Source organism: Kitasatospora sp. NPDC096128 (assembly GCF_040303105.1).
Taxonomy (GTDB): domain Bacteria; phylum Actinomycetota; class Actinomycetes; order Streptomycetales; family Streptomycetaceae; genus Kitasatospora.
Map to the genome: position 1 here is coordinate 80,380 of NZ_JBEOSP010000021.1, position 23,068 is coordinate 103,447.

Genomic DNA, 23,068 nt, shown 5'->3' on the forward strand with positions numbered 1-23,068 from the left:
ATTCGTTCTGGCGAGGGCTTCTGGGTGCTTTGACGGCAACGGCTGACGGCAACGTCAGCGGACGAGTGCCGCACAAAGTGGTGGATCGTCACCGTCGTCGGGCTCGGCGGTGGCGTCTGCGGGGTGGCGGAGTACGTTGCTGAGGGTGTCGATGGCTTGACGCTGGAGGCGGAGTCGGACGTGGGCATACACCGTCGCGGTCACCCCGATGTGGGCATGGCCCAACAGTTCCTTGATGACGACGAGTTCGACGCCCTGCTCCAGGAGGAGGGTCGCCGCCGAGTGCCGGAGGTCGTGGAAGCGGATTCGACGGAGCCTGGCCCGGCGGAGCAGGGCGGTGAAGTGTCGGGTGAGTGTGGCCCCTTCGATGGGGGCTCCGTTGGGCCGGGTGAATACGTAGCCGGTGTCCCGCCAGCCGGTGCCTGCCGCTTCGCGTTCCTGGCGCTGCTGGTCGCGGTGCTGTTCGAGGGAGCGCAGGCATGGCGTGGGCAGCGCGATCCGCCGTTCTGAGCTGTGAGTCTTGGTCGGCAGGGCGGTCAGGCCGCCGGAGTTGGTGCGTTGGAGGGTGCGGCGGATGCTGGCGGTTCCGCCGGCCAGGTCGAGGTCTTCCCAGCGCAGGCCGAGGAGTTCGCCCTTGCGGAGCCCGGTGCGCAGGGCGAGTTCGAACAGCGCATGCAGCCGGTGGCCGTGGGTGGCGGCCAGGAATGCGCGGGCTTCCTGGGCGGTGAGGGGTTCGAAGCGGCGGGGTCGGGGTGTGCCCATGCGGACGTTGCGGGCGACGTTTCGGGGGATCTCCTCTTCGCGGACGGCGTGCTCCAGGGCGGACTTGAGCACGGAGTGGACGTAGGCCAGGGTCAGCGGGGACAGCCGCTTGGAGCAGCACTTCCCTGTGGCGCAGCACTGGGGCTGGTCGCGGGCGGCGTCGGGGCCGCGTGCGCAGCACTGGCAGGTGGTGCGGAGCTGGTCGAGCCAGGTGCGGACGTCCTTGGCGGTGAGCTTGGAGAGCTTCTTCTTGCCGAGGCCGAGGAGCAGGTAAAGGCGGGTGCAGGCGGTGTAGCGGGTGTGGGTGTTCTCGCGGAGGCGGTGGACGGCGACGGTCTCCAGCCAGTAGGTGAGGAACGTTGCGACGCTGCCCTGTGCGGACGGGGCTGGGACTCCGCGGTTGCTGGCGGCGATCTTCTCGGTGAGCTTGGCCAGGGCCTCTTTGCGGGTGGTGCCGTAGACGCGGACGCGCTTGCGGGTGTCGCCGACGGCCAGCACGTAGCAGGCGGCTTCCCAGCGGCCGTCCTTGCGCTGGTAGACGGTGCCGTCGCCGTTGGCGCGGGCCCTGCGAGAACTGGTGCTGGGGGCGGGGTTGGTGTCGGGGGCGGTCATCAGGCTGCTTCCCTGTCAAGTCAATGTGTTCAGGTTTTGACCGTGTCTAGGGAGCGCTCGTGGGACCAGAGGTCGGTACGATTTTCGACAGGGTACTTGTGCTTGTTGGTGACCAAGACCCTTTCAGAGTGGGGGTGTTAGGAAGTGGCCGACGAGGTGACCTTCACTGGTCAGTCGGGCAAGACATGGCGCTACTGGGAGAGCAAGCCGCTCGGGAAGCCGGGTGGGTTTGGTGGTGTCTACGAGGCCGAGGGCCCGGACGGATCACCCATGGCGGTCAAGGTGGTCCCGAAAGACCGCCCTGAAGGTAGGCTCGACGACCGACTCCTGCAGCGAGAGGTCCTCATCGGCAAACGTGTCGCTGAGAGCGGGAGCGGAATGCTGCTGCCGGTGATCGACGCTGCTGACGCTGGCGACGCCATGCTCCTGGTCATGCAACGGGCCGAGGGCGTGCTGCCGTCCGGCCCGATGACCGAGGCTGAAGCGGTGGCGGCCTTGATGGACATCGCGACGGGTCTCCAGGACCTGCACTCGATCCCGATCACGCACCGGGACCTCAAGCCGGCCAACGTGTTGCGCCACGAGGACAAGTGGAAGCTCGGGGACTTTGGGATCGCCCGGGATGAGGAGATCGGGACCGGCGACCCGACGTTCCGTGGGGCGGGTACCTTGCCCTACATGGCACCGGAACTGTGGGAGCTGAAGTCCCCCACGGTCAAGACCGACCTGTACGCGCTCGGGTGCCTGGCGTTTGAGCTGCTGGCCGGCGTTACGCCGTTCACCGGGGGCCTGAACGCACTCCGCGATGGTCACCTGAATCAGGCCCCGCCCGAGGCGCCCTGCAGCGACCTCGTGCTCAAGAAACTCATCGCCCGCCTCCTGGCGAAGCGGCCGGAGGACCGCCCGCAGGATGCCCGAGCTGTGGTTGAGCGGCTGAGCCGGGTGCTGGTACCCCGCACTCAGGTCCAGGAATCCATCGCGCGCGGTCTCGGAGCCCACGCCACCGAACAGGCTCGCGCCGACTCCGCGCGCTTGCTCGCTCAGGCGGCCGAGGATCTACTTCGCCAGCAGATTGCCCAGGCCAAAGCCGATCTGCGCGAGATCATGGAGGACGCGCTCATCGACCTGCAAGCTGTCGAACCGAACGCGGCCCTCGAACTGCGGGGAACCACCGGAGGCTCGTTCAGGGCGGTGCCGAGCTTCAGCCTGACTGCCGATGCGGTCAGGCTTCGGATCGACCTGTGGGAAGGCATGACCACGGACCAGCCGGTCCCGAACGACACGATGGTCCTGGCCGGCTGCGTCGTGATCACCAACCCGAAGTTCAACAACGAGTTGAACTCAGCCAACGTTGTCTACGAGCAGGTCGGTGACCGCCTCGTCTGGCAGGTCTACAAGTTCCAGTCCAGCTTCGTGCCGCCCAACAAGTACACGTTCGGGCCCTACGGACGCACGCACGGGCTCCGGCACGGCGAGTTCTTCGACTCCCAGCAGCGGTATTTCATGCTCCGTCCAGCAGGCATTCACGTCTGGAAGTACACCGTCAAGCAGCTGACCGCTGAAAGCCTTTTGGAGCTGTTCCAGGAGGCTGTTGATCTTCAGCCTCCGGATCCGCGTACCGGCATCTGGTCGTAAGGTCTCCGATCCGGCCTGTTCCCGACAGCAGCCCGCTGCCAAGAACAGGCCGGATCGGTTCACACCGGGTGCTCAGGGCTTCGGGAGACGTACGACGTTGTCGGGCAGCCGCGCCAGTTCCTCGGCCTCGCGCAACCGGTCGGCAAAGACGGCGCCGGCCAGGGCGAGGTGGGTGACCTGGGTCTTCAAGGCAGTGTTCTCCGCCGTCAGGTCGCGAACCTGTTCCCTGAGCTTGGCGACGCTCTTCCGCAGGCGCGTCTCGGTCGCCGGGACCTGCGTCGTCTCGGTGCGGACGCGGTCGTAGAACTCGTTCTTCAGATCCGCGTGCCGCTTGAACAGGGCCATGCGGTGGACGTCGGCCTCGGCGGCCAAGGCGGTGACGGTCAGGCTCCCGTTGGAGACGGTGGCCTGGCCGGTCAGGAGCCGGTCGATGGCCTCGCGGATGCGGGCGCGTTCGTCCTGGCGCTGCTCGTTCATGCCAGGGCCTCGGCTCCGTGGGCAGTGGCGTCGTGGGTGTCGGCGACCTCGCGCAGACGTTCCGCGTTGCGCTTGAGCCGCTGGCCGACCGGCTCGGGGGCCGCAGCTGCCAGGGTGTCGAGCTCGCTGGCGCGTGTCCGCAGATCGAGGGCGTGGGTGTCGGTACGCACGGCGTTGCCGCAGCCGGGGCGGCAGTCGTGCTGGTTGGGCGCGCTCGCGTCCGGGGCCGGGGCGCACAGGGCGGTGTCCCGCTGGAAGACACAGATGAGGTGGGCGTCGGGGTTGTCGAACAGCACCAGGCCGTCGCGGGCGAGGAAGGCAGCGGCCTTCTTGACGAAGGCGTTGGTGACGAGCCGGCCCTCGAAGCGAGGGACGGTAGCCGCGCCGGCCAAGGCCCGTCGGGCGGCGGGGCCCGAGATCCTCTCCCCAGCCGCGATGCGGTCGTTCAACCGGGCAGCGGTGTCGGCCGCCGCGAGCGCGGTCTCGACGTCGAGTTCGCCGTGGATTCCGCGGCGGCTGCGTGTGCCGTAGCCCGTCGAGACCCGGGCGTCCAGGACGGTGCGCATGTGGCCGTACTGGATGGCCAGGGCGATCAGGCCGCCGGGGCGGCGGGCGATGTGCCAGGCGAGGGTGCGGCGAAAGCGCCGCAGCCCGATTGCGCCGTGCGGGTCGTCCGGGATGGTCTGCTCGGGCAGGTGCTGTGCGATGGCCTCCCGGTTCGCCCACGCGACGAAGTCGTTGATCCGCACGGCGAGGCCCTCCCGCTTGAGTGCCCCGTGGTGGCCGTGCTGCCAGGTGACATCGTGGTGGGCGGCACTCAGCAGTAGTTCACCGTCGGGGACGATGCGCTCCAGAACGCGGATGGCTCGAACGACCGGGGCGATCGCGGTCCAGGGCACCTCCCGTTCCTGGCCGGCGGACAGGTAGTTGCCGTCGGAGTCCTTGGCGTCCTTGTAGTACCGGCTGTGGATCAGGTAACGCCCCCGGATGCCATCGGGGCCGGCCTCGGGATCCGGGCAGCAGCCTGAGCGCAGGCCCTGCACCTCTTGGGGTCGCATGCCCGTCAGGTACAGGCAGATGATCACCGCGGCGGTACCGAGGTGACGCATCAAGGTCGGGGCCTCGGCGAAGTCCAAGTGCTCGCGCCAGGGCCTGTCGGCGATCAGGCCGGTGACCGGCAGTGTCAGCGGGCACGGGCCCGGCCGCTCGACCGTCAGGGCGCTCAGCTGGTGAGTCCGAGCGAAGTGGCCGAGCTGCCCGGCGCTGGCTCCCGTGATGGCGGCGATGTACGCGCGTGCCGGGCGCGTGGCGCCGCCGCAGACCGCGGACGGCAGCGGGGCACCGCTCTCGATGAGCGGCACCAGGTAGGCCTCCAGCGCCGCCTTCCCGGCGGGCGTCGCCGGCCGGTCGGCGGCCAGACGGGTCAGGCGCTGCCGCTCGGCCCAGGAGGCCAGGATGTCGTCGGCGAGATCCTCCACGAACCGGGTTGCCCAGATCAGGAGGGGGCCGAGGACTTGGGGGTCCAACGGCTCGGTCGTGTTCTCCCGGCCACCGCCCCGTGCCGCGGGCAGGTAGCCGGCGATGCCTTCGTCCACCCAGGGTGGCCTCGGTACCCCGCAGGGACAGGCGGTGAGCTGGTCGAACACCCACAGATCCGTGAACCGGTGGAGGATCTCGCCGGCCCGGCCCCCGATCCCGTCCCAGCGCTGGGCGAGGTACGCGGTCAGGTGCGCAGGCGCCGTGCCGGCCGCCAGGTCCGTGATGCCGCGCTCGCGCAGCCACCGGGCCAGGTGCAGCCACTCCCTGACGGTGTCCTGCATCTCGGAGGGCGCGCTGCGCGAGCGTGTGGCGGCCCCTCGGGTCTGCAGGAAGGTGGGCCGCCGCCGACCGTTGATCATGGTCCAGGCCAGGATCTTCAGCTGCTCACGGAACTCCGGCGGACAGCCTCGCCAGTTGATCGTCCGCACGCAGCTGCTGGGGTTGTCGATGAGCGGCCCCAGTGACCAGCAGAGCTCCTGGTAGCGGGTATTGGGGTGCGGGTTGCCGGGGCTGATCCACTGCTCCAGCACGACGGGGCTGTCAGGATCCGGCGTGGGGAGCATGTACGGGTCGGGCTCGGCGGCGCACTCGGTGCTCATGGGGCAAGGTCTCCTTTCAGGAGCAGGTTGGCGATGATCCGGTCCCGGTCGCCGGCCCGGGTTCGCGCGGCGCCCCAGGCGGCGGGGCCGATCCGCTCCCGCAGGTTCTCCAAGCGCAGCAGGTGCTCGGCCCAGCGGCCGGTCCAGGTCTCGTCGGGCACGGCGCCGCGAAGGCCCTCCAAGCGTTCGTGCAGGAGGGCCAGGCGGGGATGGTGACCGGGATGGACGTGGGCGTTCGGGCACGCGAGGCAGAGCAGGAAGTCCGCCGCGCAGCCGCCGTCCGCATCCGGCCACGGGCTGGTCGAGGCGTCCATGCAGTCCGCGGTCGCGGTCTCCTGCCCGTCAGGATCGGGAACCTCGGCGAGGCGTCCGGCGAAGACGACGGATCGGGCCCGATCGAGGGCATCCAGGGCGCCGTCTTCGAAGACCTTCCGCGAGGCGTGCTGGACCTGGGCGTCCGGGAGGACGTAGATGCTCTCGTGGGTGCCCCGGCTGTGCTGCAGGGGCCGGCCTTCGCGGACCACGGTGCCGCGCCGCACCCGCTGGAACGGGGATCCGTTCAGGCCATGGCTTGCGGCCCACCGCTTCACGTCGCTGTGGGAGAGCCCGAGCGACAACCGGCCCACCGGGCGGGGCCGGTCCAGCTCCCGATGGTCGCGCAGGCGGCCCGCGGAGCGGGCCACCATCAGGAGGTCGGTGCCCGGCACCAGGTCAGCGGCCAGCGTGCGGCCGTGCAGGGTGGCCTCCAGCGCCTGGGTGATCAGCCGGCCCGGCGACTGGGCCCCGGAGTCGGTGATGTTCTCCGAGGAGAACCAGCGCCCCGCGCCCGCCCGGCGCTTCTCGATGCTGACCTGGTACGTGACCGTGCGGCTTTCGCCCGCCGATACCGCCGACGACGGGGCCGGCATCCGGTTGTAGACCGATAGATTCCACCCGAAGCGGTCCGTCAGCAGCACGGCCAGGGACGCCAGTTCCAGGCGGGTAAGGAACAGCCGACCCCACTGCTCCACCTCGGTCCCGCCGAGCAGGAGACCGACAGCCTCGTTGTTCCGGCCTCCGCCCGCCGCCGGTCGCTGCACCTCCCCGGTGCGCGCCAGGTGGTCGAGGATCTGTCCGATCCGCCACTGGCGGCTGCCGTCCTCCAGGGCGTCGGTCCGCCAAAGCTCCAGAAGGCGGGTGTTGTCGCGGATGCGCATCCACGCCGCCCGGAACTGCCGCTGGGCGGCCAGGATCACTCGCTCGTGCTCCGCCTGTCCGTATGCCTGCCCGCCCGACGCCGGCAGGAGGATCCGGCGCGCCAGTTCCTCGCCGGCCGGGCCCGCGGTGACCCGGCCGTCACGCCGCAGCAGCGCGCGTACCGCGGTCAGGGTTCGGGCCCCGGCCGCCGTGCCGCGCTCGCCAGCGCTTCAGGGTGGCCGCGGTCAAGCCGTCCAGATCGTCGGGGACCTGGTCCAGGCCGTTGAGGAACTGGGCGAACAAGGTGAGGTGGCCCCAGTAGGCCTGAGCGCTGGAATGGCCGGTCCAGCCGCGAGACTGGGCCGCGAACGCCCGGGCGAGCGAGCGCGCCATCGCCTCGGGCAGCGCGAGCGCCCGGAAGTCGAACTCCTTCGGGTGACCCTCGATGTTGACCACCGTCACCGTAAGGCCGTCGCCGCCCAGCGTCGGTGCGCTGCGGTGGCCCGCAGGAGCGGGGACCGCGCGGTGCCCGCGCCCGCTCACGAGCCGGCCACCGGGATCGCGTCCAGCAGGACCTCGACGTCCTGGATCCCGGCCGTCTCCCGCGCCAGGCGGGCGAAGACCCCGTCGAGGTTCTCCGCCGGGCCCACCGGACCATCGTCGACGGCGGCGAGGATCGACTCCAGGCGCAGGTGCGACACGGGGCTGAGGTAGTGGCGCCGGGTGGTCTCCACGTCCGCGTGACCAAGCAACGTCATCACCAAGAACCACGGGTCCCCGAAGAGCAGCGCGAAGTCCCGCCGATCGGCGGCGGTGAGCCCGAACCGCGCCTCCATCAGCTGGTTGAGGACGATCAGCATGTACAGAGCGAACGAATGCCTGGCGGCATGCGGCGTTGCGAAAGGAGCCTTGCCCCGCACCTCCGCCAGCCGAAAGTCCCGGCCCAGGCGCCGCTCACCCGAGCTCAGCAGCACCTGTTCGCAACGAAGATTCGCGCACCGGAACACCGCCTCCCACCGGTCCGGCAGCATCGGCAGACCCTGCTCGGTCAACCACAGCCAGGCCGGCTCCGGGCCTTGCGGACCCTCCAGGAACAGCCACCGCCGCTCCCGCCATCCCAGGCCCGCCAGCCTCTGCCGCCCACTGATGCCGTCCCGGTCGATCCAGTGGACCACCGGCTCCCGACCGCTCGTCACCTGCGTGACCATCCGCAACGGCAACCGCTCGTAGCGGCCACTCACCTGCGCACGCGCCACAGCCCAGGCCCGCTCCGACCGCACGTAGCTCTCGACCTGGCCTACCGAATCGCTGGTCGCGTAGAACGTTCGGCCGCGCTTGGACCGGGTCAAGGCGTCGGCGACTTGGCCATGGCAGTACCGCCCGTACTGCAACTGCCGGGTGGGCAGCTCGAGGGTCAGCAGCGCGCCGCCCTCCTGGCGGCGCAGACCCGAGCTCAGCAGCAACTGCACGAACGCGGTGTTCCGCATCTCCGTCCGGGAGTACCAGCCGGGCGCGATCCGGCCGTCGCGCAGCTGACCGCGCAGACCGATGTTCGTCCACAAGCCCCAGGTCCGCGGTGTCAGCCACGACACCCGCGTGCTCACCGCATCCGCCGCCCGGTCCTCGCGCCGACCTACGTCCACCGGCAGCGGGACCACCTTCGCCCACTTGAACAGCAGGGTGAATGCCGCCGCTTCGCGGTTCCACTTCGCTCCGCCCACCCGTCGAGGGTTGAGCGGAGACCTGCACCGCCAGTCCCGGAAGTCCGCAAGGTCCTGCTCGGATGCCTCCCACCATCGCGCCCCGCGCGACGAGAGGAAGTTCAGGAGTAGCCGGATGTCCGTCGCGTAGTTCCGCCTCGACTCCCTCTCCAACCGGCGGAACTCCCTCGACCGCACGAAGTCGAGCAACTTCGAGTCGACCCGGAACTCAGGCGAGACGAAGACCGGATCACCCGGTCTGAGCCCGATGCCGGCGACCGCCCTCGGTAGGTCGCCAATCCCCAGCACACCCTCTCCAGGAAGTGGTCTCCAATGTTCCTGATCCGGTACCCACACAAGCAGCCACTCGCGCACCAGCACTCCCTGCTACGGCCTGAACACGGCCAATCATCAGGGAAGCGGGACTGTTCGAGTTGGTGGTGGACGAGGGTGTACAGGGCGTGAGTGGGGATGCGGCGGGCGCGGCCGATGGTGATGGAGGCGAGCTGTCGGGTGCGGATGAGGTCGTAGACGGTGGAGCGGCTGATCTTCAGGCGCGCCATGACCTCGGGGACGGTCAGGAGCTCGGCGTCGGCGGTCACTCGGTCACCTCCGCCAGGGCGGCGGTCAGCGGGTCGGCGGAGTGGCCGGTCCGGTCACCGGGGCGTTGCGCCTGCCGGGGGCGGGCTGCTTGCTCGGGTCGGGGCTTCGGTTCAGCGGCCAGGAGGTCGGCGAGGTGGGCGAGTTCGGGCAGGAGGCCGCTTCCGGTGTACTGCCAGTGCGAAATCACCAGGGTCGTGTCCGTGCCGATGCGCCGCGCGCTCTTTGTGCGCTGACCGGCGCGGTGACCGGAGTCGGGGTCGGTGTGACCGGCGGTCAGGTCAGCGCGGTCACTGCGGTCACTCTGCTGGTCAGTGACCGACCGCCCCTCGCCAGCCCGCTCCTGGGCGTCGTCTTGGCGGGTGCGCCAGGTGGTGCGTTCGGCGCGGAGGTGGGTGAGGGTGGTGGAGTAGTGGCGGGTGCGGGTGGAGAAGTGGCCTCGGAAGCCGAGCATGTGGGCCCACTGGCGCAGGCGGAGGTGGGTGTGCTGGGGCTGAGCTCCGAGGTGCCAGGCGGTGTGGATCATGCGGCGGGCGTGGTCGGTGAGGTCGTGCTGAGCGAGTTCGGCCAGGAAGCGCAGTCGGCGGTCGAGAGTGCCGGTGGTGGTCTCGGCTCCCTTGGTGGCGTACTTGGCGATGTAGGCGGCGACGTGGCGGTCAGTGACGGGGGCGTCGCCGGTGAAGTCGGTACTGCGGATCGCACGGACGTCGATCTGCCGCCCGAACTGGAACACCGTGAACTCCGACGGCTGCATCCCGACGGTCTCCCCGGACGCGGAGCGGTGCCGGTGCCGGACGCGGGCCCGCTTCGCGGCGGCGCGGACGGCGTGGTCGAGGAGCGCGGTGGTGGCCCAGGCAGGCGGGGCGCTTGCGGGGCCGGTGGGTCCGTCGATGCGGATGACGGTGTGGAAGTGGATCTGGCCGCGCTTCTGGTACTCGGCGACTTTGGCATACGACAGGGTCGCGTGGTGGCGCAGGGTGCGCTGGGTGAGTCCGGCGGCGTTGGCGATCTCGCGGCGCAGGTGGGTGGTGAAGCGGGCCCACAGAGCGGGCGCGTGGGCGTTCCACAGCACCGCGCCGGTGTAGTCGTACCGCTGCGGGTTCAGCGGGGTGCCGAGGAGCGGGTCGCCGTCGGGGTGCTGGGTGCCGCAGGTGCAGGGGGCGGCACCGGGCTGGTTGTGGACGGGGCCGAAGCCGGGGGCGGTGAGGGTGGCGAAGACGCGGGGGTGGGTGGAGACGCTGGTGGGGACGGTCTTGCCGCCGCGAAGTCCGGGCGATGAGCTGGTAGGTGTCGTAGCGGTAGACGTTCGAGCAGGCCGGGCAGCGGGTGGTGCGGCGGTTGCCGCAGCGCACCAGGAGTTCGCCGGCGGGCAGATGGCGGCTGTTGAGGTGGTCGAGGATCTGCCCGGTGGCAGCATCGAGGTGGGTGCGGTGCCCTGTCATGCGGATCGGGCGGGTGCAGCCGCCCAGCGAGCCGACTTGCCGGGCCAGGGGCGCGAGGTAACCGGCGGCGGCGAGCTTGGCCAACCGGGCCGTCAGGCGACCCCGGCGTTCCAGCGCCGAGTCCCTGTTCGCGGACGTGTCGGCGCTCCTGGCGAGCGCAGGTGCGGCGGACGCCCCGTTAGCCGGAGCGGAGGCGGTTGCGGGGGAGGGGAGTTGGAGCTGTGCGGGCATGGGGACAGACCTCCGGCAGGGGGTGAGAGAAGAGGAGAGGTGATTGAGGGGCGACCCGGGTGGTCGGCGAGCGAGGGACCGGTGCGCGTGGGTGGTGGGCCGGGGGCGTCTGACCTGGTCAGCAGTGGTGATCACCGGCGGTGCGTGAAGGTAGCATCGCTTCAACGGCGCATTCAAGTGCATCCCTCCTCATCTGTTTCGGTGGGCGGTTGGGATGCGGGTACTGTGGCCTGGTTTTCCGGTTTGGACGGGCCGGGTTTCGGTGGTAGTGGCGCAGAGAAGGCGGGGTGGCCTGCGGTGACGGTGGGGCGGCGGGGGCGTAGACCGGCGGGCGGCACGGTGCTGCTGACGTTCGAGGTCATCGCCGGCGCGCTGCGGGAGCGAATCCGCTCCGGTGGGCTGAAGCCGGGGGACGCGCTGCCGACGCAGGCCGTGTTGATGGCGGAGTTCGGGGCCTCCAGCCTGTCCGTGCAGAAGGCCATGGCCCTGCTGAAGCAGGACGGCTACGCGATCTCCCGGCCCGGCAAGGGAGCCTTCGTCGCCCACCCCGACGCCGACGGCGACTCAGGTGACGGGGAGGCGGGGAACACGCCCGTCGGCGGGACGGCGGCCCGCGTCGAGGCACTGGAGCTGGCACTGGCCGAGACGCTTGATCAGCTCACCGCCCTGCGTGCCCGCGTCGAAGCCCTTGAAGCGGGCAGCACCGAGCGAGGCCGCTGACCCGTCGACCCCTGGACGGCCAGGGGCTGGAGACCCGGGGCTGGAGCTGTGCGTCCAGATTTTCTCTACGAGGTTCAAGGCGGGTCCTGCCCGCTGGAGGTGGCCCGACGTCGCCGACCGACCCAGACCGGACCAGCCCCTGAGGTCGGTGCGGGGGCGGTCAGAGAGCAGCCGGGTCGGGGCGGGCTTCGACTCGTGCCCGATGGGAGCAAGTTGTGGGGTAAGCGCTGCTTACCCCAGCACCGCCCAGGGTCGGAGCAAGTTGTGGGGTAAGGACTCCTTGCGCCTTGCGGAGCAAGTTGTCGCCTGCGACCGTCCTACGGTCGGATCGCGGGCACGGGGTCGGCCAGGGGTCCGACCCTCCGTTTCCACCGGGGCCCCGCCGGGGGCGGTGTCCGACGCCGCCCCGGCTCCGCAGCGCAGGCTCTTCGCCGACCCGCAGACCGTGCGCAAGCCTGCCGAGCGCCGAGTCGCCCGCAAGCAGCAGTCCGAACTCCCCCGCCCGCCCGGGGCGATCAGGACGCCAGCAGCTCGGCGACCACGGGAACGTCCCGGAACGCCCGCAGCCGGTCCAGGACGATCCGTGCGCGCTCGGTGGTGCGTTCGCTGCCGCTCTGCCCCAGGGCGAGCATCCGGCCAGCGGTCCCGGCTGCGGCCTCGGGCTCGTTCGCGTCGGCGTAGGCTACGGCCAGCCAGGACAGGTACAGCGCCAACTCCCTCGCATGACTGGCGTCGTAACGGCCCAGGACGTCCGTCAGCAGCGGTACGGCGCGAAGCGGCCGGTGCAGCTCGGTGTAGACGCGGGCCTCCATGACCTGGAGTTCCCCGGCGTCCATCCAGTACAGGTACGACGGTGACTCGGTGCCGGCCGAGTCCTCGGCCAGGGCCTCGCCCGCCTCCCCGAGGGCAGTCATGGCCGGGCGGTCCTGGCCGGCGCGGGTGTGCGCCCAGGCCACCCGGTCCAGGTACAGCGCGCGGGCCTTCGCCGGAGCATCGGGACCGGCCTCTGCCACTGCGGCGGTAGCCAGGTCGACGGCGTCGCGGGGGCGTCCGGTGTTGCTCCACTGGTAGGCCAGCGAGCCCGCCACGTTCCCCGACAGCACCCCGTCCCCGGCGGCACGGGCGGCACTGATCCCGAGCCGGTAGATCCGCTCCGCCTCGGCGTGCTCGCCCGCGTCGGAGGCGACCCAACCGGCGATCTGCGCCAACTCGCCAATCACCCTTAGCAGTTCGCGCCCCACCTGGTCGGTGTGGGTGCCCTCACGGTAGAGCGTGACCGCCGCCCGCAGTTCCCGCAGGGCCGGGGCGATCAGGTCCTTCCCGTACACCACGTCGTCGGCCAACCGCAGGCCGTGCACCCGGTGGACCAGGTCGGTAACCTGCCCGGCACCGATCCGCCGACCGGATCGGGCATCCAGCGGGGCCAGCGGGTCACTCTCGGGGAGGAAGTCAGCGACGGTCAGCGCACGCGGCACGGACTCCGGGAACTGGACAGCCTTCGCAGCCTCCAGCAGTTCGCGGGGAACCTCCAACACTCGCGCGAGGAAGGGCAGCCACTCCCGGGGGGAGCGAGTGCCGATCTCCCATCGGGACACGTCGTTTCGCGTCGGCGGGACGCGCCTGGGGGCAGCATCGGCCAGCGCCTCGGCGAGCCGCCGCTGACTCCAACCGCGCGCCAAACGCAGTCGCCTGACCAGTTCCCCGACCGTCTCCCGCACCAAGTCAGCTTGGCAGACACAGGGGCAGACACGCTGGCTACTCCGCAAGGTTCACGCCAACGGGATCCTGATCAAGAGATCTGGCCAAGGAAGGGAAAACAGCATGGCCCAGGAGGCGACACAGCGGCGGGAGCGCCCCGGCTCCGCATGCGCGGAGTGCGTCAGGCTCCGCAGGCGGGCGCGTGCAGCCGTGCGCAGCCGCGACCGGTCCCGGCTGGCCGATGTGCGGGCGATGCAGGACAGCCATCGCAAGACCGACCACGAGCAGGCGCCGATGGAACGGAACGGCAGTCACGCAGCGCGCACGATTGACGGATTGCGGCTGCTTCCGTGGACCGCCTCGGACGGCCGCCTCTGCTACCTGAGCACCAACGGCCAGGGCTACCTCTCGACGCTCGCCGACGGCATCGAGACGATGCAACTCAGCATGGGCGAGGAACTGTTGGAGTACGCCCGGAGCGTCTTGGACCCGGGAGAGCGGGTGCCGTCGAGCGTCGAGTATCGGTGGCTGGCCTGCCGGCTGACCGAGGCCCTGTCGGATGCGCTCAGGGTCGCGGACTCACGCGGGCAGCGCATCCCGGCGCCGCAGGAGCAGGACGGGGAAAGCTGATGGGCAAGACCACCCGCTACCGCTTCCGCAGCTACCACGTGACCACCGCGACCGACCCCTTGGCTCTGCCGACCTTCGAAGCCCTATGCGTCACCGGCGAAGAACAGGACTGCGCTGCCGCGTCCGGCGAACTGCACACCCCCGAGGAGCTGACGCGCTGGATTGCCGGACACTGCGCGCAGACCGGTCACCAGTCGTACGAGCAAACCACGCGCACCATCGTCCGCGCCGAGCCCGGAGCTTGGCAGTAGGATCACGCGCGGCCGACGACAGCACAACTGGTCTACACCTCTGACGGCAGTAGCGACGGCAACAGCCACGGACTTCGGCGCACATCCACGGACGCCGACGGACCGTAAAACGGCCGCTGACCTGCAAAAAAGCAAGTAGAGAGGGGTCGCGTAGCACACGTACTATGTGCTGGCGGGGACCACGCCGATCCTGGCCCATAATATTTGCGACATCAACGATGGCTATCTGTACCGTGGGGTCGCTAAGGGGCATCATGAATATGCTTCTGCCGCGGAAGGCCGTGCGTCGCCCCGCGGAACCCACGCGAGCATCGATGATCACACAGGTGGAAATCTCACCGACAGCATCTACACCTCATGGTCGGACGACCCCGAAACCGCCCAGTTCTTTGCCGAAAATCTGGGGGACAATTATATTGGGGAAGGTGTGATGTTGCGCGTTAGGGTGGAAAGCATTGATCCGTCGAGAATAACTCAGATCCATGGGACTCAATATGAAAGGTTCTTCGAAGACGAACATTTAATTGCTAATGAAATCATGGCTGACGATATAAGCTTCGACTTTGGGGAGACGTGGTCGCCCGTGAGGAAGCAATGAGATGAACGGCGTTTCCGCGAGTGAGCTCATCGCCGCATTCGATTCCGAGTCCGAGGCCGGCATCCAGGCCAAGAATGCACTGATCTCTGGAGCTCCTTTCGAGATCTGGCTCACACCCCTTCCGGCCTCAAGACTTCGGGGCATTCTTCGTGGGAGGGTGAGAAGCCTTGAGCGGCGTGGTAAGCCGATTGTCGGGGTTGCTGAATGCCTTGCGAGGCTTGCCGAAAAGGGCGATCAGGGACTTCTTGTGGCCTATGTGGACGATCGTGAACGGGCCGGATATCTATTTCCCCTCTACCTCGATCCACAACCGCTCAAAGTGGTCGGGTGCCTAGGGTTTGGCTCATCCCCCGAAGGTGACCCCATCGCCGGTCCCGAGTAACACCTCGGGGAGGGGAAGCCTCACAGAGCCCCACCGGGACCTGGTTTCGGTGGGGCCCAGGAGTGTCTGACGATAGTAGTTGACGGCAACGTCAGCGGACGGGGGCTGCACAACGCGGCGGGCCCTCGCCGCCATCGAACCCTGCAGCGCGGCCGCCAGGGGCGTTGAGGTTGCTTCCAACGAGATTGCCGCCGAACTGAATGGCGCGGAAAGGTACTTGGCGAAGGCTCATCTCGTGGACCAGGACGCCGAAGCCGTGGGCGAGGAACCGAACCTGCGCGCCTACGCGCGAACGGTTCGAGACGCGAGGGTGCTGTACTTCGCCGACAGCTACAAGAGCGTCGCCGCCCAACTGCCCGGCCTGTTGCGGGACGCGGCGCGGGCCGTCGCGCACTACGACAGCGGCGAAGAGCAGCGGCAGGCCCTGCTCGCCCGCGCCGAGGCGTTGCGCCTGGCCGGCACCTATCTCACGCAGGTGAGGCAGTACGACATCGCCTACACGGCCCTGCGCGGCGCGATCGCGGACGCACGGGAGGCTGGAGACCTGCTCGCGGCCGGTTCCGGAGTCGGCTGCATGTGCTGGCTGCTGGTGCGACAGGGCCGGCTGGAGGAGGCGGAGCGGATCGCCGCCCAGAGCATGGACGTGGTGGAGCCGAAGATCACCGGCGCCGAGCCGGACCACTACGCGGTGTGGGGAGGGCTGGCCATGGAGGCCGCAGCCGCGGCGGCACGCAACAACCGCCCGGACGAGGCCAAGGAGTACCGCAGGGCGGCGCGGGTGGCGGCAACCGCCGTCGGCACCGCGCACCGCAACGTCTCCCGGCACTGGTCCGTCTTCGGACCGGTGACCGCCGCCATCAAGGCACTCGAAGACTCCATGGTCGTCGGGGACGCCCGCGCGGTGGTGCGCAAGGCGAGCGAAGAGGTCGAGCTGTCGCCGGCGGCGTGGAAGCGACTGGGCAGGCCCAGCACGAACGACGGGAACCGCTTCACCCTGGACATGGCGCGCGCCCACACGCGGACCGGAGACCTGTCGGCTGCCATGGACGAGCTGACCCGCGCTCGTGAAGCCGCCCCCGAGTGGCTCGGACACCAGAACTCGGCGGCCGAGACCATGCAGGAGATCCTGAGCAAGCGCAAGCGCACGCTGACCAGCGACATGCGCTAGATGGCCGGCTACGTACAAGCAGACCATGCGCACCGTCGTCCGCGCCGAGCCCGGAGCTTGGCAGTAGGATCACGGCCGCCGCCGACAGCACGGATGGTCTACACCTCTGACGGCAGTGGCGACGGCAACGGCCACGGACTTCGGCGCACATCCACGGGCACCGACGGACCGTCAAAGCACCGTTGACCTGCGAAAAAGCAGGTGGAGAGGGGTCGCGTAGCACACGTACTATGTGCTGGCGGGGACCACGCCGGTCCTTGTTCATAACACCTGTGGTGGAGACAAAGTCTGGGAGCCGTTCCGTGAGGGCGTCGACCATAACGAACAGGGGCCTCTTCCGGCGGATGCAGGGATTCCGGCTGGAGCCCAGCTGGACGAGGGTTCATGCCACTACATTGTTCGCCAGGACGGATCCTTGCGCGCAATGGAAGACTATTCGATGTGGGATCTCAATCCGGATGCGGGGCACACTTCCCTGGGTGATCGCCAAGGAGTGCTCATGGCAGGTACGTTCGAGGTCGATGGAGATGGCGTGATCAGCGAAGTCCGAAATTTCTCCGGACACTACCGCCCGAGGGATACCCCAGGGCACACGCCGTTGCTTGACGTCACCCGTAGAGCCTTCCAGGGGCACGGGTGGGACTTCGCAGACGACGTCTGGAACTACTATTCTGGGCCCACCAGGCCGCTGAACTAGCGAACATTCGTGGGGGCAGTCCCGTAGAGGCTGCCCCCATTGGGATTGAAACTTCGTAGGACTACTTATCCCCATGTGGTGGTAACGATGGAATTTCTGACATACCCCGGCCCCGACGTACTCCTTACGCGTCTCGCTCGGTTCCAGGAGGAAGGTCCTGAATTCGACATCGGACGTGCCAGTGATGGGCCGTCTCCAAATCACATTGGAGAACCCCCTCGCGAGGAGCTTCTCAGTCGACTGGCGGGGCAGGTCGGCATGCAGAGCCATGACCTCTTCCTCATTGCGGGCCTGGCCCTTCCGGACGATGCGTTGCACTTTGACGAGGCAGCCAGTCGTGCGCTCCCTGCGCTGGTGCAGCGCGCACTCACCTTGCCCGCGTCCAGCCGTCGGCGACTGCGTGAATTCGCCCGATCTCTGGCCGAGGGGCCGAATACTTTCCCTCCTAGGAAGACGCTCCCATTTGAGCAGTACCCTCCAGGTTTCGGGTCGCTTTTTGTGCGGATGCTTGCCCTCCGCAATCTGGGATGGTCTTCGGCGGCCAAGGTGATGTATCTGATGTCTGATGTCTACCTATCGGCTGCAACTATTGGGGCGATAGGGCGTGGCGTCAAGGAGCTTGACCCTGAGGTTCTCGGCGGGTTTGCGGCCGTTCTTGGTGTTCCAGTCGCTGTTCTGGCTTCTTTGGTGGGCATGCCACAAATTTCGGCCAGTCCCAGGCGTCCCGAGGAAGTTGTCGACACTGCCGCACTGATTTGGGATGTGCGGCACCTGACTGCGGAGCAGGTGCGGCAAGTCTCACATCTGGCAGATTGACCCGGATGGTCATTATGGCCATTTTGACAATAGTCCCGACTGTGCCAGATCAAGAATTGACAAAAAACAAGAGCTACTCCATTGGATTAATGCGATAGTAGTTCCGTGGTTCAGGTGCCGACATGGATTTGAAGGTGGCGAGCGGTCACCGGGCGCTCGGGCCTGACCAAGTGCTGCTACCCGTACACCGAGCGGTAGTAGGCCGCGGCTCCCGGGTGCAGGGGGACGGCGCCGGTGGAGACGGCGAAGCGGGGTTCGAGTCGGGCGCCGGCCGTCACCGAGCGCAGCAGGGAGGCCCATTGGTCGAAGAGGATGCCGAGCAGCTGCCGGACGGCGTCCTCGGGGACGCCCGGGCGGGCGGTGAGGTAGTTGCCGACGCCGAGGGTGGGGACGGGGTCGGCCAGGCCGTAGGCGCCGGGGGGCAGGGTGACGGCCGTGTACACCGGGCCGTAGTGCTCGCGCAGTTGAGCGGCGACGGTGTCCAAGGGCACGAAGCGCAGCGGCAGTTCGTGGGCGAGCGCGGCGACCGCGGGGGTCGGTACGCCGCCGGACCAGAACACCGCGTCCAGCGCGCCGTCGCGCAGTGCGGCCAGCGACTCGGCCAGCCCGAGGGACTGCTGTCGTACGCCGACCCCCGCCCGGCGCAGCAGCCGCCCGGCCGTCACCTGGTTGCCGGAGCCCACCGCGCCGGTCGCCACCCGGCGGCCCGCCAGGTCGGCCAGGTCGCGGACCGGCCCGTCGGCGGGGGCCAGCAGGTGCAGGTAGTTGACGTACACCCGGGCCAGCGCCGTCAGGCCGAGCGGACGGTCGAAGGAGCCGCGACCCAGGACGGCGTCCTCGGCGACGTCGGCGGTGGTCAGCGCCAGGTCCACCGAGCCGTCGGCGAGCTGCTGGAGGTTGTCGACGCTCGCCGCGCTGCTCACCGGGGTGAGGGTGAGGTGCCCGCTCGCGTTCACGGCCTCGGTGAAGGAGCGCCCGAAGGCGTTGTACGGTCCGCCCTCGGGCCCGGTGGCCAGCCGCAGCGAGCGCGCCGGAGCCTCCTCGGCGGAGCAGCCGGTGGCGCAGCCCGCGGGGAGGGCCGCCGCGAGGGCCGCGCCCAGGAGGGTGCGGCGGCGCGGGGCGGTGGCGGCCAAGGCGGTCATGGCCGGAAGGGTAGTCCGATCCGCACCCGGGCGTGGTGGTGCGACCGGTCGGCTGGGCAGGTCGTGTCAGCGGGCCCGTACCCTGGAGCATGGTGATGATCAATGACAGGCTGCGTGAGTTGGCCGACATGCTTGCCGAGCACGTTCCCGCTCCCGTGGTGGAGGACCTGCTCACCTACGTTCGGGTGGACGAGGCCGAGATCGGGCTGCAGAGCCTCTGTGACGTGCTTTCCGATGAGGAGGAGCCGCTCACCCCGGCGGAGATCGAGCTGATCCACGAGCTCGGTGAGGCCCTCGGGCTGTCGGCGAACCGGATCGAGCAGGTCGATGAACTGCGGATCGAGGGGTAGGGCCTCAGCCGTCGGCCGCCGACCGCGGTCGTGGAGCGCCGGAGAGGGCGGTGAACGCGGACACCGCCGGGTCCCGGACTGCAGGACCCGGCGGTGCCGGGGGTGTTGCGGGGTGCGGGCCGTGCGTCAGGCGCGGCGGCCGCGCTTGCGGCGGGCGAGGAAGACCGCGCCGCCGCCGACCGCCAGCAGGGCGACGGCCGAGGCCGCGATCGGCCCGGTGTTGGAGTCGGCGCCGGTCTCGGCCAGCGGCGGGCCGGAGGCGGTGCTGGTGGCCCCGGCGACGGCGGTGGAGCCGTCGGTCGAGGTCGCCGAGCCGGCCGGGGTGGTGGCGGACGAGCCGCCGGTGGGCTGGCCGCTCGGGGTGTCGCCGCCGACCGGGGCGCCGGTGGTCGGGTCCAGGATCAGGGTGGCCGACTGCGGGTTCTTGAAGTCGAACATGCCCTCGATGGAGCCGGCGTGCTCGTCGAAGGAGGAGTCGCCGATCCGGCCGGTCTTCCAGTTGTCCTCGACGAAGCGCAGGAGGGAGGTCTGGTCGGTCTGGGTGTGGTCGACGAAGTTCGCCTTGGCGTACGGCGAGACGACCAGCAGCGGCAGGCGCGGGCCGAAGCCGCAGCGGTCGGCGTAGCCGCCCCAGCCGGCGTCCTTGCCGCACTGGCCGGCACCGCTCAGGCTGTCGTTGGCGGCGTCGCGCGAACCGTTGACCGGCTCGGCGAACTTGTGGTCGTACCAGCCGTCCGAGTCGTCGTAGGCGATGACGACGGCGGTGGAGGCCCAGTCCTTGGACTTCTGCAGCTTGTTGACGGTGTCGACGACGAAGTGCTGCTCGTCCAGCGGGTCGGAGTAGCCGGCGTGGCCGTCCTGGTAGTTGGCGGCCTTGAGGTAGCTGACGGCCGGCAGGTTGCCGCCCTGGAGCGCGGCGTCGAAGTCGGTCAGGTCGTACTGGTGGTTGGCCTGGCCGGCGTGGCCGATCTCCGCGACGTCCTTGGGAGCCAGGTGCTTCGGGTTCGCCGTGGACTTGTAGTACTGGAAGGGCTCGTGGTGCGGGTTGTAGTCGGTCTGCGAGGCGCCCACGATGTTGTTGTGCGCGGAGTCGCAGGCGGCCTTGCCGTCCTTGGTGCCGGTCGGCTTGAAGCCGCCCTGGAACCAGCCCCAGCTGACGCCCTTGTCGTTGAGCAGGTCGCCGATGTTCTTGCCGGTCATCACCAGCTGGTTGTGCTTGGGGTTGGAGCACTCGTCGAGGCCCGGGTCGGGGTCGTTGATGACGGTGCCGATGCCCTTGGCGTCCGGGGAGGCCACCACGTAGGCGTCGGTGGTCTGCTGGCCGGTCTTCGGGTCGACCGGGTAGCCGCCGTGGGTGTTGCCGGAGACCAGGTTGATCGCACCGGGGGTGGAGGGCCCGTAGTTGGTACCGAAGGAGTTGTCGCTCATCGCGAAGTGCTGGGCGTAGTTCCAGTAGCCCGTGACGGTGTTGCCGTCGTAGTAGTCCATCACCAGGCCGGGCGCGGTGTACATCGGGGCCTTGCAGCTCTCGATGTCGGTGTGCTCGACGAACTTGTCCATCTTGCCGCCGTCGAAGGCGAGCTGCTCGTCCTTGTAGGTGTGGTCCTGGTCGCAGGTGACCGCCTGGGACGGGGTCAGCCGCACCGGGTTGTTCCGGTTCGGGTTCTTGTGCAGCAGGTCGTCGCTCAGGCCGTCCACCTTGGGGGTGTCGGGCTTGGCGGTGAACTTCACCTTGTCCTCGGCGGTGTTGGCCGCGTTCGGGTAGGTGCCGAAGTAGTGGTCGAAGGAGACGTTCTCCTGGAATATCACCACCAGGTGCTTGATCGGGGTGGCGGTCTGCGGGCCGTCGGCGGCGAAGGCCGCGGGCGCACCGCCGAAGGCGGCCAGCGAGACCGCGCCGATCAGGCCGGCGCCGTGGCGGAGCCACCTCTTGCGGGAGGGAACTGCGTGCATGGTCGGATCCTCGACGTCATCGTCATGTGTGTCAGAAGTTGGGGCCGTGACGCGCGTAGCACGAGCGGGCGCGGCGGCTAGACGCTAGAGCGTAGCGGTGAACACGGTTGACGGGTCCATGTGAACACGCGGTAAATCGCCGAGGTATGGAACTCTTCGCCAGGGCTGCCAGCGGGAAGACAAGTCCGTTGAATGCCCCCCGAATCCGACGAATACGGGACGTCTTTCGATGGTTTCCGGCCAGAAATGTCGCTTCCATCCCGGCCGGGCCGCCGACCGGCCCCGGCGCGAAACCGTGGCCGATCTCACGGAACGTCCCCGGCCCCGTCCCCGCTGCGCGAGCGGGGACGGGGCCGGGGGATGAGGCCGGGGGCGGGAGTGGTCGGGGTGCCCGCCCCCGGCGCCGGTCAGGCGGCGGTGGACTCCGCCTGGACGCCCTGGAGCGCGGACACCAGGGAGTCGACATCCTGCACGGTGTTGTACAGGGCCAGCGAGGCCCGGGCCGCGGTCTGCAATCCGTAGGCGGCGAGGGCGGGTTGGGCGCAGTGGTGACCGGCCCGGATCGCGATGCCCTGCTGGTCGAGCGCCCCGGCGAGGGCGATCGGGTCCGTCCCGGCGAGCAGGAAGGTGAGCACCCCGATCTTGCCCGGGGCCTCGCCGATCAGCCGCAGCCCGGGCACCGTCCGCAGGGCCGCGGTGGCGTACGCGGTGAGGTGTTCCTCGTGCGCGGTGGCGGCCGCGCGGTCCAGCCCGGAGACGTACCGCAGGGCGGCCCGCAGCCCGGCGACCCCGCCGATGTGGCCGGTGCCGGCCTCCAGGCGGTGCGGGACGGGGGCGTAGCTGGTCTCCTCGAAGCTCACCGAGTCGATCATGTTGCCGCCGCCCTGCCACGGCGGCATGGACTCCAGCAGCTCCCGCTTGCCGTAGAGCGCGCCGATCCCGGTCGGGGCGAAGATCTTGTGCCCCGAGAAGGCGTAGAAGTCGGCGTCCAGGGCGGTGACGTCCACCGGGAAGTGGGCCACCGCCTGGGCGCCGTCGACCAGCACCCTGGCGCCGTACCGGTGGGCGAGCGCCGTCATCTCGGCCACCGGCGGCACCGTCCCCAGCACGTTGGAGGCGTGGGTGAGGGCCACCAGCTTGGTCCGGAAGCCGAGCAGGTCCCGGTAGGCGTCCTGGTCCAACTGCCCGTCCGGGAGCAGCGGGATCGGGACGACCCGGGCCCGGCGCTCCTTGGCGATCAGCTGCCAGGGCACCAGGTTGGAGTGGTGCTCGGCGGCGGAGACCAGGATCTCGTCGCCGACGCCGAGGTTGGCCCGGCCCCAGGTCTGGGCCACCAGGTTGACGGCCTCGGTGGTGCCGCGGACGAAGACGATCTCGTCCGGGTCGGGGGCGCCGAGCAGCTTGGCGGCCTCGGCGCGGCCCTCCTCGTAGATCTGGGTGGCCTGTTTGGCGAGGGTGTGCGCTCCGCGGTGGACGTTGGAGGTGCCCGCCGAGTAGTGCTCGCCCACGGCCTCGACCACCTGGCGGGGCTTGAGGGTGGTGGCGCCGTTGTCCAGCCAGACCAGCGGACGGCCGTTGACCTCGCGGTGCAGCTGGGGGAAGTCGCGGCGGACGGCCTCGACGTCGAAGCCGGCCGCGGGTGCGGCGGCCGGTGGCGTCCGGTCGGCCCGGGTGGGCAGCCAGTACCGGGGGCCGCCGGCGGCGTGGGCGAGGGCCTCGGGGAGCGGGAACGGGGGCGCGGCGGTCGGGGCGGCGGGGGAGGCGGTGAGACCGCCGGGCGCTGTCGGTGCTCCCGTGGCACCCGGGGCGCTGGTAGCTCCGGTCACTCCCGTTGCTCCGGGGGCGCCTGGTGCGCCCGGTGCGCCCGGTGCGCCCGACGCGCCCGGTGCC

At 69.6% G+C, this 23,068-nt stretch carries 19 protein-coding genes and 2 pseudogenes; 9 read left to right on the plus strand and 12 right to left on the minus strand.

Features of this window, described 5'->3' with window-relative positions; translation table 11 throughout:
* Positions 1–54 precede the first annotated feature (54 nt).
* Positions 55–1,374, minus strand: coding sequence for a tyrosine-type recombinase/integrase (locus ABTY61_RS23400; protein WP_350506993.1), 1,320 nt, complete (start codon positions 1,372–1,374; stop codon positions 55–57).
* Between the two features lie 144 nt (positions 1,375–1,518).
* On the opposite strand from ABTY61_RS23400, the gene ABTY61_RS23405 reads away from it, so the two are divergent.
* A complete protein-coding gene (locus ABTY61_RS23405; protein ID WP_350506994.1) occupies positions 1,519–3,009 on the plus strand; it encodes a protein kinase domain-containing protein in 1,491 nt (496 codons plus the stop codon).
* A 72-nt stretch (positions 3,010–3,081) separates the two neighbouring features.
* On the opposite strand, the gene ABTY61_RS23410 is transcribed toward ABTY61_RS23405, so the two are convergent.
* The 7 genes and pseudogenes from ABTY61_RS23410 to ABTY61_RS23440 all read right to left on the minus strand — a co-directional run bounded on the left by ABTY61_RS23410 (position 3,082) and on the right by ABTY61_RS23440 (position 10,542).
* Positions 3,082–3,486 carry a hypothetical protein gene (locus tag ABTY61_RS23410; RefSeq protein ID WP_350506995.1) on the minus strand — a complete coding sequence of 135 codons (405 nt, stop codon included), beginning with the start codon at positions 3,484–3,486 and terminating at the stop codon, positions 3,082–3,084.
* A complete protein-coding gene (locus tag ABTY61_RS23415) occupies positions 3,483–5,624 on the minus strand; it encodes an integrase (protein WP_350506996.1) in 2,142 nt (713 codons plus the stop codon). The genes ABTY61_RS23410 and ABTY61_RS23415 overlap by 4 nt, the downstream gene beginning before the upstream one ends.
* Positions 5,621–6,859 carry a hypothetical protein gene (locus ABTY61_RS23420; protein ID WP_350506997.1) on the minus strand — a complete coding sequence of 413 codons (1,239 nt, stop codon included), beginning with the start codon at positions 6,857–6,859 and terminating at the stop codon, positions 5,621–5,623. The genes ABTY61_RS23415 and ABTY61_RS23420 overlap by 4 nt, the downstream gene beginning before the upstream one ends.
* Positions 6,860–6,959: 100 nt before the next feature.
* A complete protein-coding gene (locus tag ABTY61_RS23425; protein ID WP_350506998.1) occupies positions 6,960–7,256 on the minus strand; it encodes a hypothetical protein in 297 nt (98 codons plus the stop codon).
* 83 nt (positions 7,257–7,339) lie between these two features.
* Positions 7,340–8,857 carry a site-specific integrase gene (locus tag ABTY61_RS23430; protein ID WP_350507052.1) on the minus strand — a complete coding sequence of 506 codons (1,518 nt, stop codon included), beginning with the start codon at positions 8,855–8,857 and terminating at the stop codon, positions 7,340–7,342.
* Between the two features lie 65 nt (positions 8,858–8,922).
* Positions 8,923–9,102, minus strand: a pseudogene (locus tag ABTY61_RS23435) (helix-turn-helix domain-containing protein); the annotation flags it as partial.
* Positions 9,099–10,542: pseudogene (locus ABTY61_RS23440) on the minus strand (replication initiator). The pseudogenes ABTY61_RS23435 and ABTY61_RS23440, both read right to left, overlap by 4 nt.
* Before the next feature lie 570 nt (positions 10,543–11,112).
* Here ABTY61_RS23440 and ABTY61_RS23445 point away from each other — a divergent pair.
* Positions 11,113–11,493, plus strand: coding sequence for a winged helix-turn-helix domain-containing protein (locus tag ABTY61_RS23445; protein WP_350506999.1), 381 nt, complete (start codon positions 11,113–11,115; stop codon positions 11,491–11,493).
* Between the two features lie 515 nt (positions 11,494–12,008).
* Here ABTY61_RS23445 and ABTY61_RS23450 read toward each other — a convergent pair.
* Positions 12,009–13,211 (minus strand): helix-turn-helix domain-containing protein, encoded by a 1,203-nt coding sequence (locus tag ABTY61_RS23450; RefSeq protein ID WP_502895408.1) that lies wholly within the window; start codon positions 13,209–13,211, stop codon positions 12,009–12,011.
* A gap of 190 nt (positions 13,212–13,401) precedes the next feature.
* On the opposite strand from ABTY61_RS23450, the gene ABTY61_RS23455 reads away from it, so the two are divergent.
* From ABTY61_RS23455 to ABTY61_RS23480, 6 genes are all read left to right on the plus strand, one after another.
* On the plus strand, positions 13,402–13,821 hold the full coding sequence (locus ABTY61_RS23455; RefSeq protein WP_350507001.1) for a hypothetical protein: 420 nt from the start codon (positions 13,402–13,404) through the stop codon (positions 13,819–13,821).
* Positions 13,821–14,072 (plus strand): DUF7848 domain-containing protein, encoded by a 252-nt coding sequence (locus ABTY61_RS23460; RefSeq protein WP_350507002.1) that lies wholly within the window; start codon positions 13,821–13,823, stop codon positions 14,070–14,072. Before ABTY61_RS23455 ends, ABTY61_RS23460 begins: the two co-directional genes overlap by 1 nt.
* A gap of 166 nt (positions 14,073–14,238) precedes the next feature.
* Positions 14,239–14,670, plus strand: a complete 432-nt coding sequence (locus ABTY61_RS23465; protein ID WP_350507003.1) for a hypothetical protein — start codon at positions 14,239–14,241, stop codon at positions 14,668–14,670.
* A gap of 1 nt (position 14,671) precedes the next feature.
* Positions 14,672–15,052: a hypothetical protein gene (locus ABTY61_RS23470; protein WP_350507004.1), complete on the plus strand. Its 381-nt coding sequence runs from the start codon at positions 14,672–14,674 to the stop codon at positions 15,050–15,052.
* A gap of 217 nt (positions 15,053–15,269) precedes the next feature.
* Positions 15,270–16,220 (plus strand): transcriptional regulator, encoded by a 951-nt coding sequence (locus ABTY61_RS23475; protein ID WP_350507005.1) that lies wholly within the window; start codon positions 15,270–15,272, stop codon positions 16,218–16,220.
* 955 nt (positions 16,221–17,175) lie between these two features.
* Positions 17,176–17,733 carry a hypothetical protein gene (locus tag ABTY61_RS23480; RefSeq protein ID WP_350507006.1) on the plus strand — a complete coding sequence of 186 codons (558 nt, stop codon included), beginning with the start codon at positions 17,176–17,178 and terminating at the stop codon, positions 17,731–17,733.
* Between the two features lie 176 nt (positions 17,734–17,909).
* Here ABTY61_RS23480 and ABTY61_RS23485 read toward each other — a convergent pair whose 3' ends face one another.
* Positions 17,910–18,875, minus strand: a complete 966-nt coding sequence (locus ABTY61_RS23485) for a TAXI family TRAP transporter solute-binding subunit (RefSeq protein WP_350507007.1) — start codon at positions 18,873–18,875, stop codon at positions 17,910–17,912.
* Positions 18,876–18,970: 95 nt separating this feature from the next.
* On the opposite strand from ABTY61_RS23485, the gene ABTY61_RS23490 reads away from it, so the two are divergent.
* On the plus strand, positions 18,971–19,225 hold the full coding sequence (locus ABTY61_RS23490; RefSeq protein ID WP_350507008.1) for a MafI family immunity protein: 255 nt from the start codon (positions 18,971–18,973) through the stop codon (positions 19,223–19,225).
* A 126-nt stretch (positions 19,226–19,351) separates the two neighbouring features.
* Here ABTY61_RS23490 and ABTY61_RS23495 read toward each other — a convergent pair whose 3' ends face one another.
* Positions 19,352–21,178, minus strand: coding sequence for an alkaline phosphatase family protein (locus ABTY61_RS23495; protein WP_350507009.1), 1,827 nt, complete (start codon positions 21,176–21,178; stop codon positions 19,352–19,354).
* A gap of 407 nt (positions 21,179–21,585) precedes the next feature.
* Positions 21,586–23,004 carry a SufS family cysteine desulfurase gene (locus ABTY61_RS23500; RefSeq protein WP_502895410.1) on the minus strand — a complete coding sequence of 473 codons (1,419 nt, stop codon included), beginning with the start codon at positions 23,002–23,004 and terminating at the stop codon, positions 21,586–21,588.
* Between the last annotated feature and the right edge of the window lie 64 nt (positions 23,005–23,068).

Bases quoted from the DNA above. Each gene is read 5' to 3' on its own strand.
- ABTY61_RS23495 (WP_350507009.1), bottom strand. From the start codon at position 21,178: ATGCACGCAGTTCCCTCCCGCAAGAGGTGGCTCCGCCACGGCGCCGGC.
- ABTY61_RS23415 (WP_350506996.1), bottom strand. From the start codon at position 5,624: ATGAGCACCGAGTGCGCCGCCGAGCCCGACCCGTACATGCTCCCCACG.
- ABTY61_RS23400 (WP_350506993.1), bottom strand. From the start codon at position 1,374: ATGACCGCCCCCGACACCAACCCCGCCCCCAGCACCAGTTCTCGCAGG.
- ABTY61_RS23490 (WP_350507008.1), top strand. From the start codon at position 18,971: ATGATCAATGACAGGCTGCGTGAGTTGGCCGACATGCTTGCCGAGCAC.
- ABTY61_RS23460 (WP_350507002.1), top strand. From the start codon at position 13,821: ATGGGCAAGACCACCCGCTACCGCTTCCGCAGCTACCACGTGACCACC.
- ABTY61_RS23470 (WP_350507004.1), top strand. From the start codon at position 14,672: ATGAACGGCGTTTCCGCGAGTGAGCTCATCGCCGCATTCGATTCCGAG.
- ABTY61_RS23480 (WP_350507006.1), top strand. From the start codon at position 17,176: ATGCAGAGCCATGACCTCTTCCTCATTGCGGGCCTGGCCCTTCCGGAC.
- ABTY61_RS23485 (WP_350507007.1), bottom strand. From the start codon at position 18,875: ATGACCGCCTTGGCCGCCACCGCCCCGCGCCGCCGCACCCTCCTGGGC.
- ABTY61_RS23410 (WP_350506995.1), bottom strand. From the start codon at position 3,486: ATGAACGAGCAGCGCCAGGACGAACGCGCCCGCATCCGCGAGGCCATC.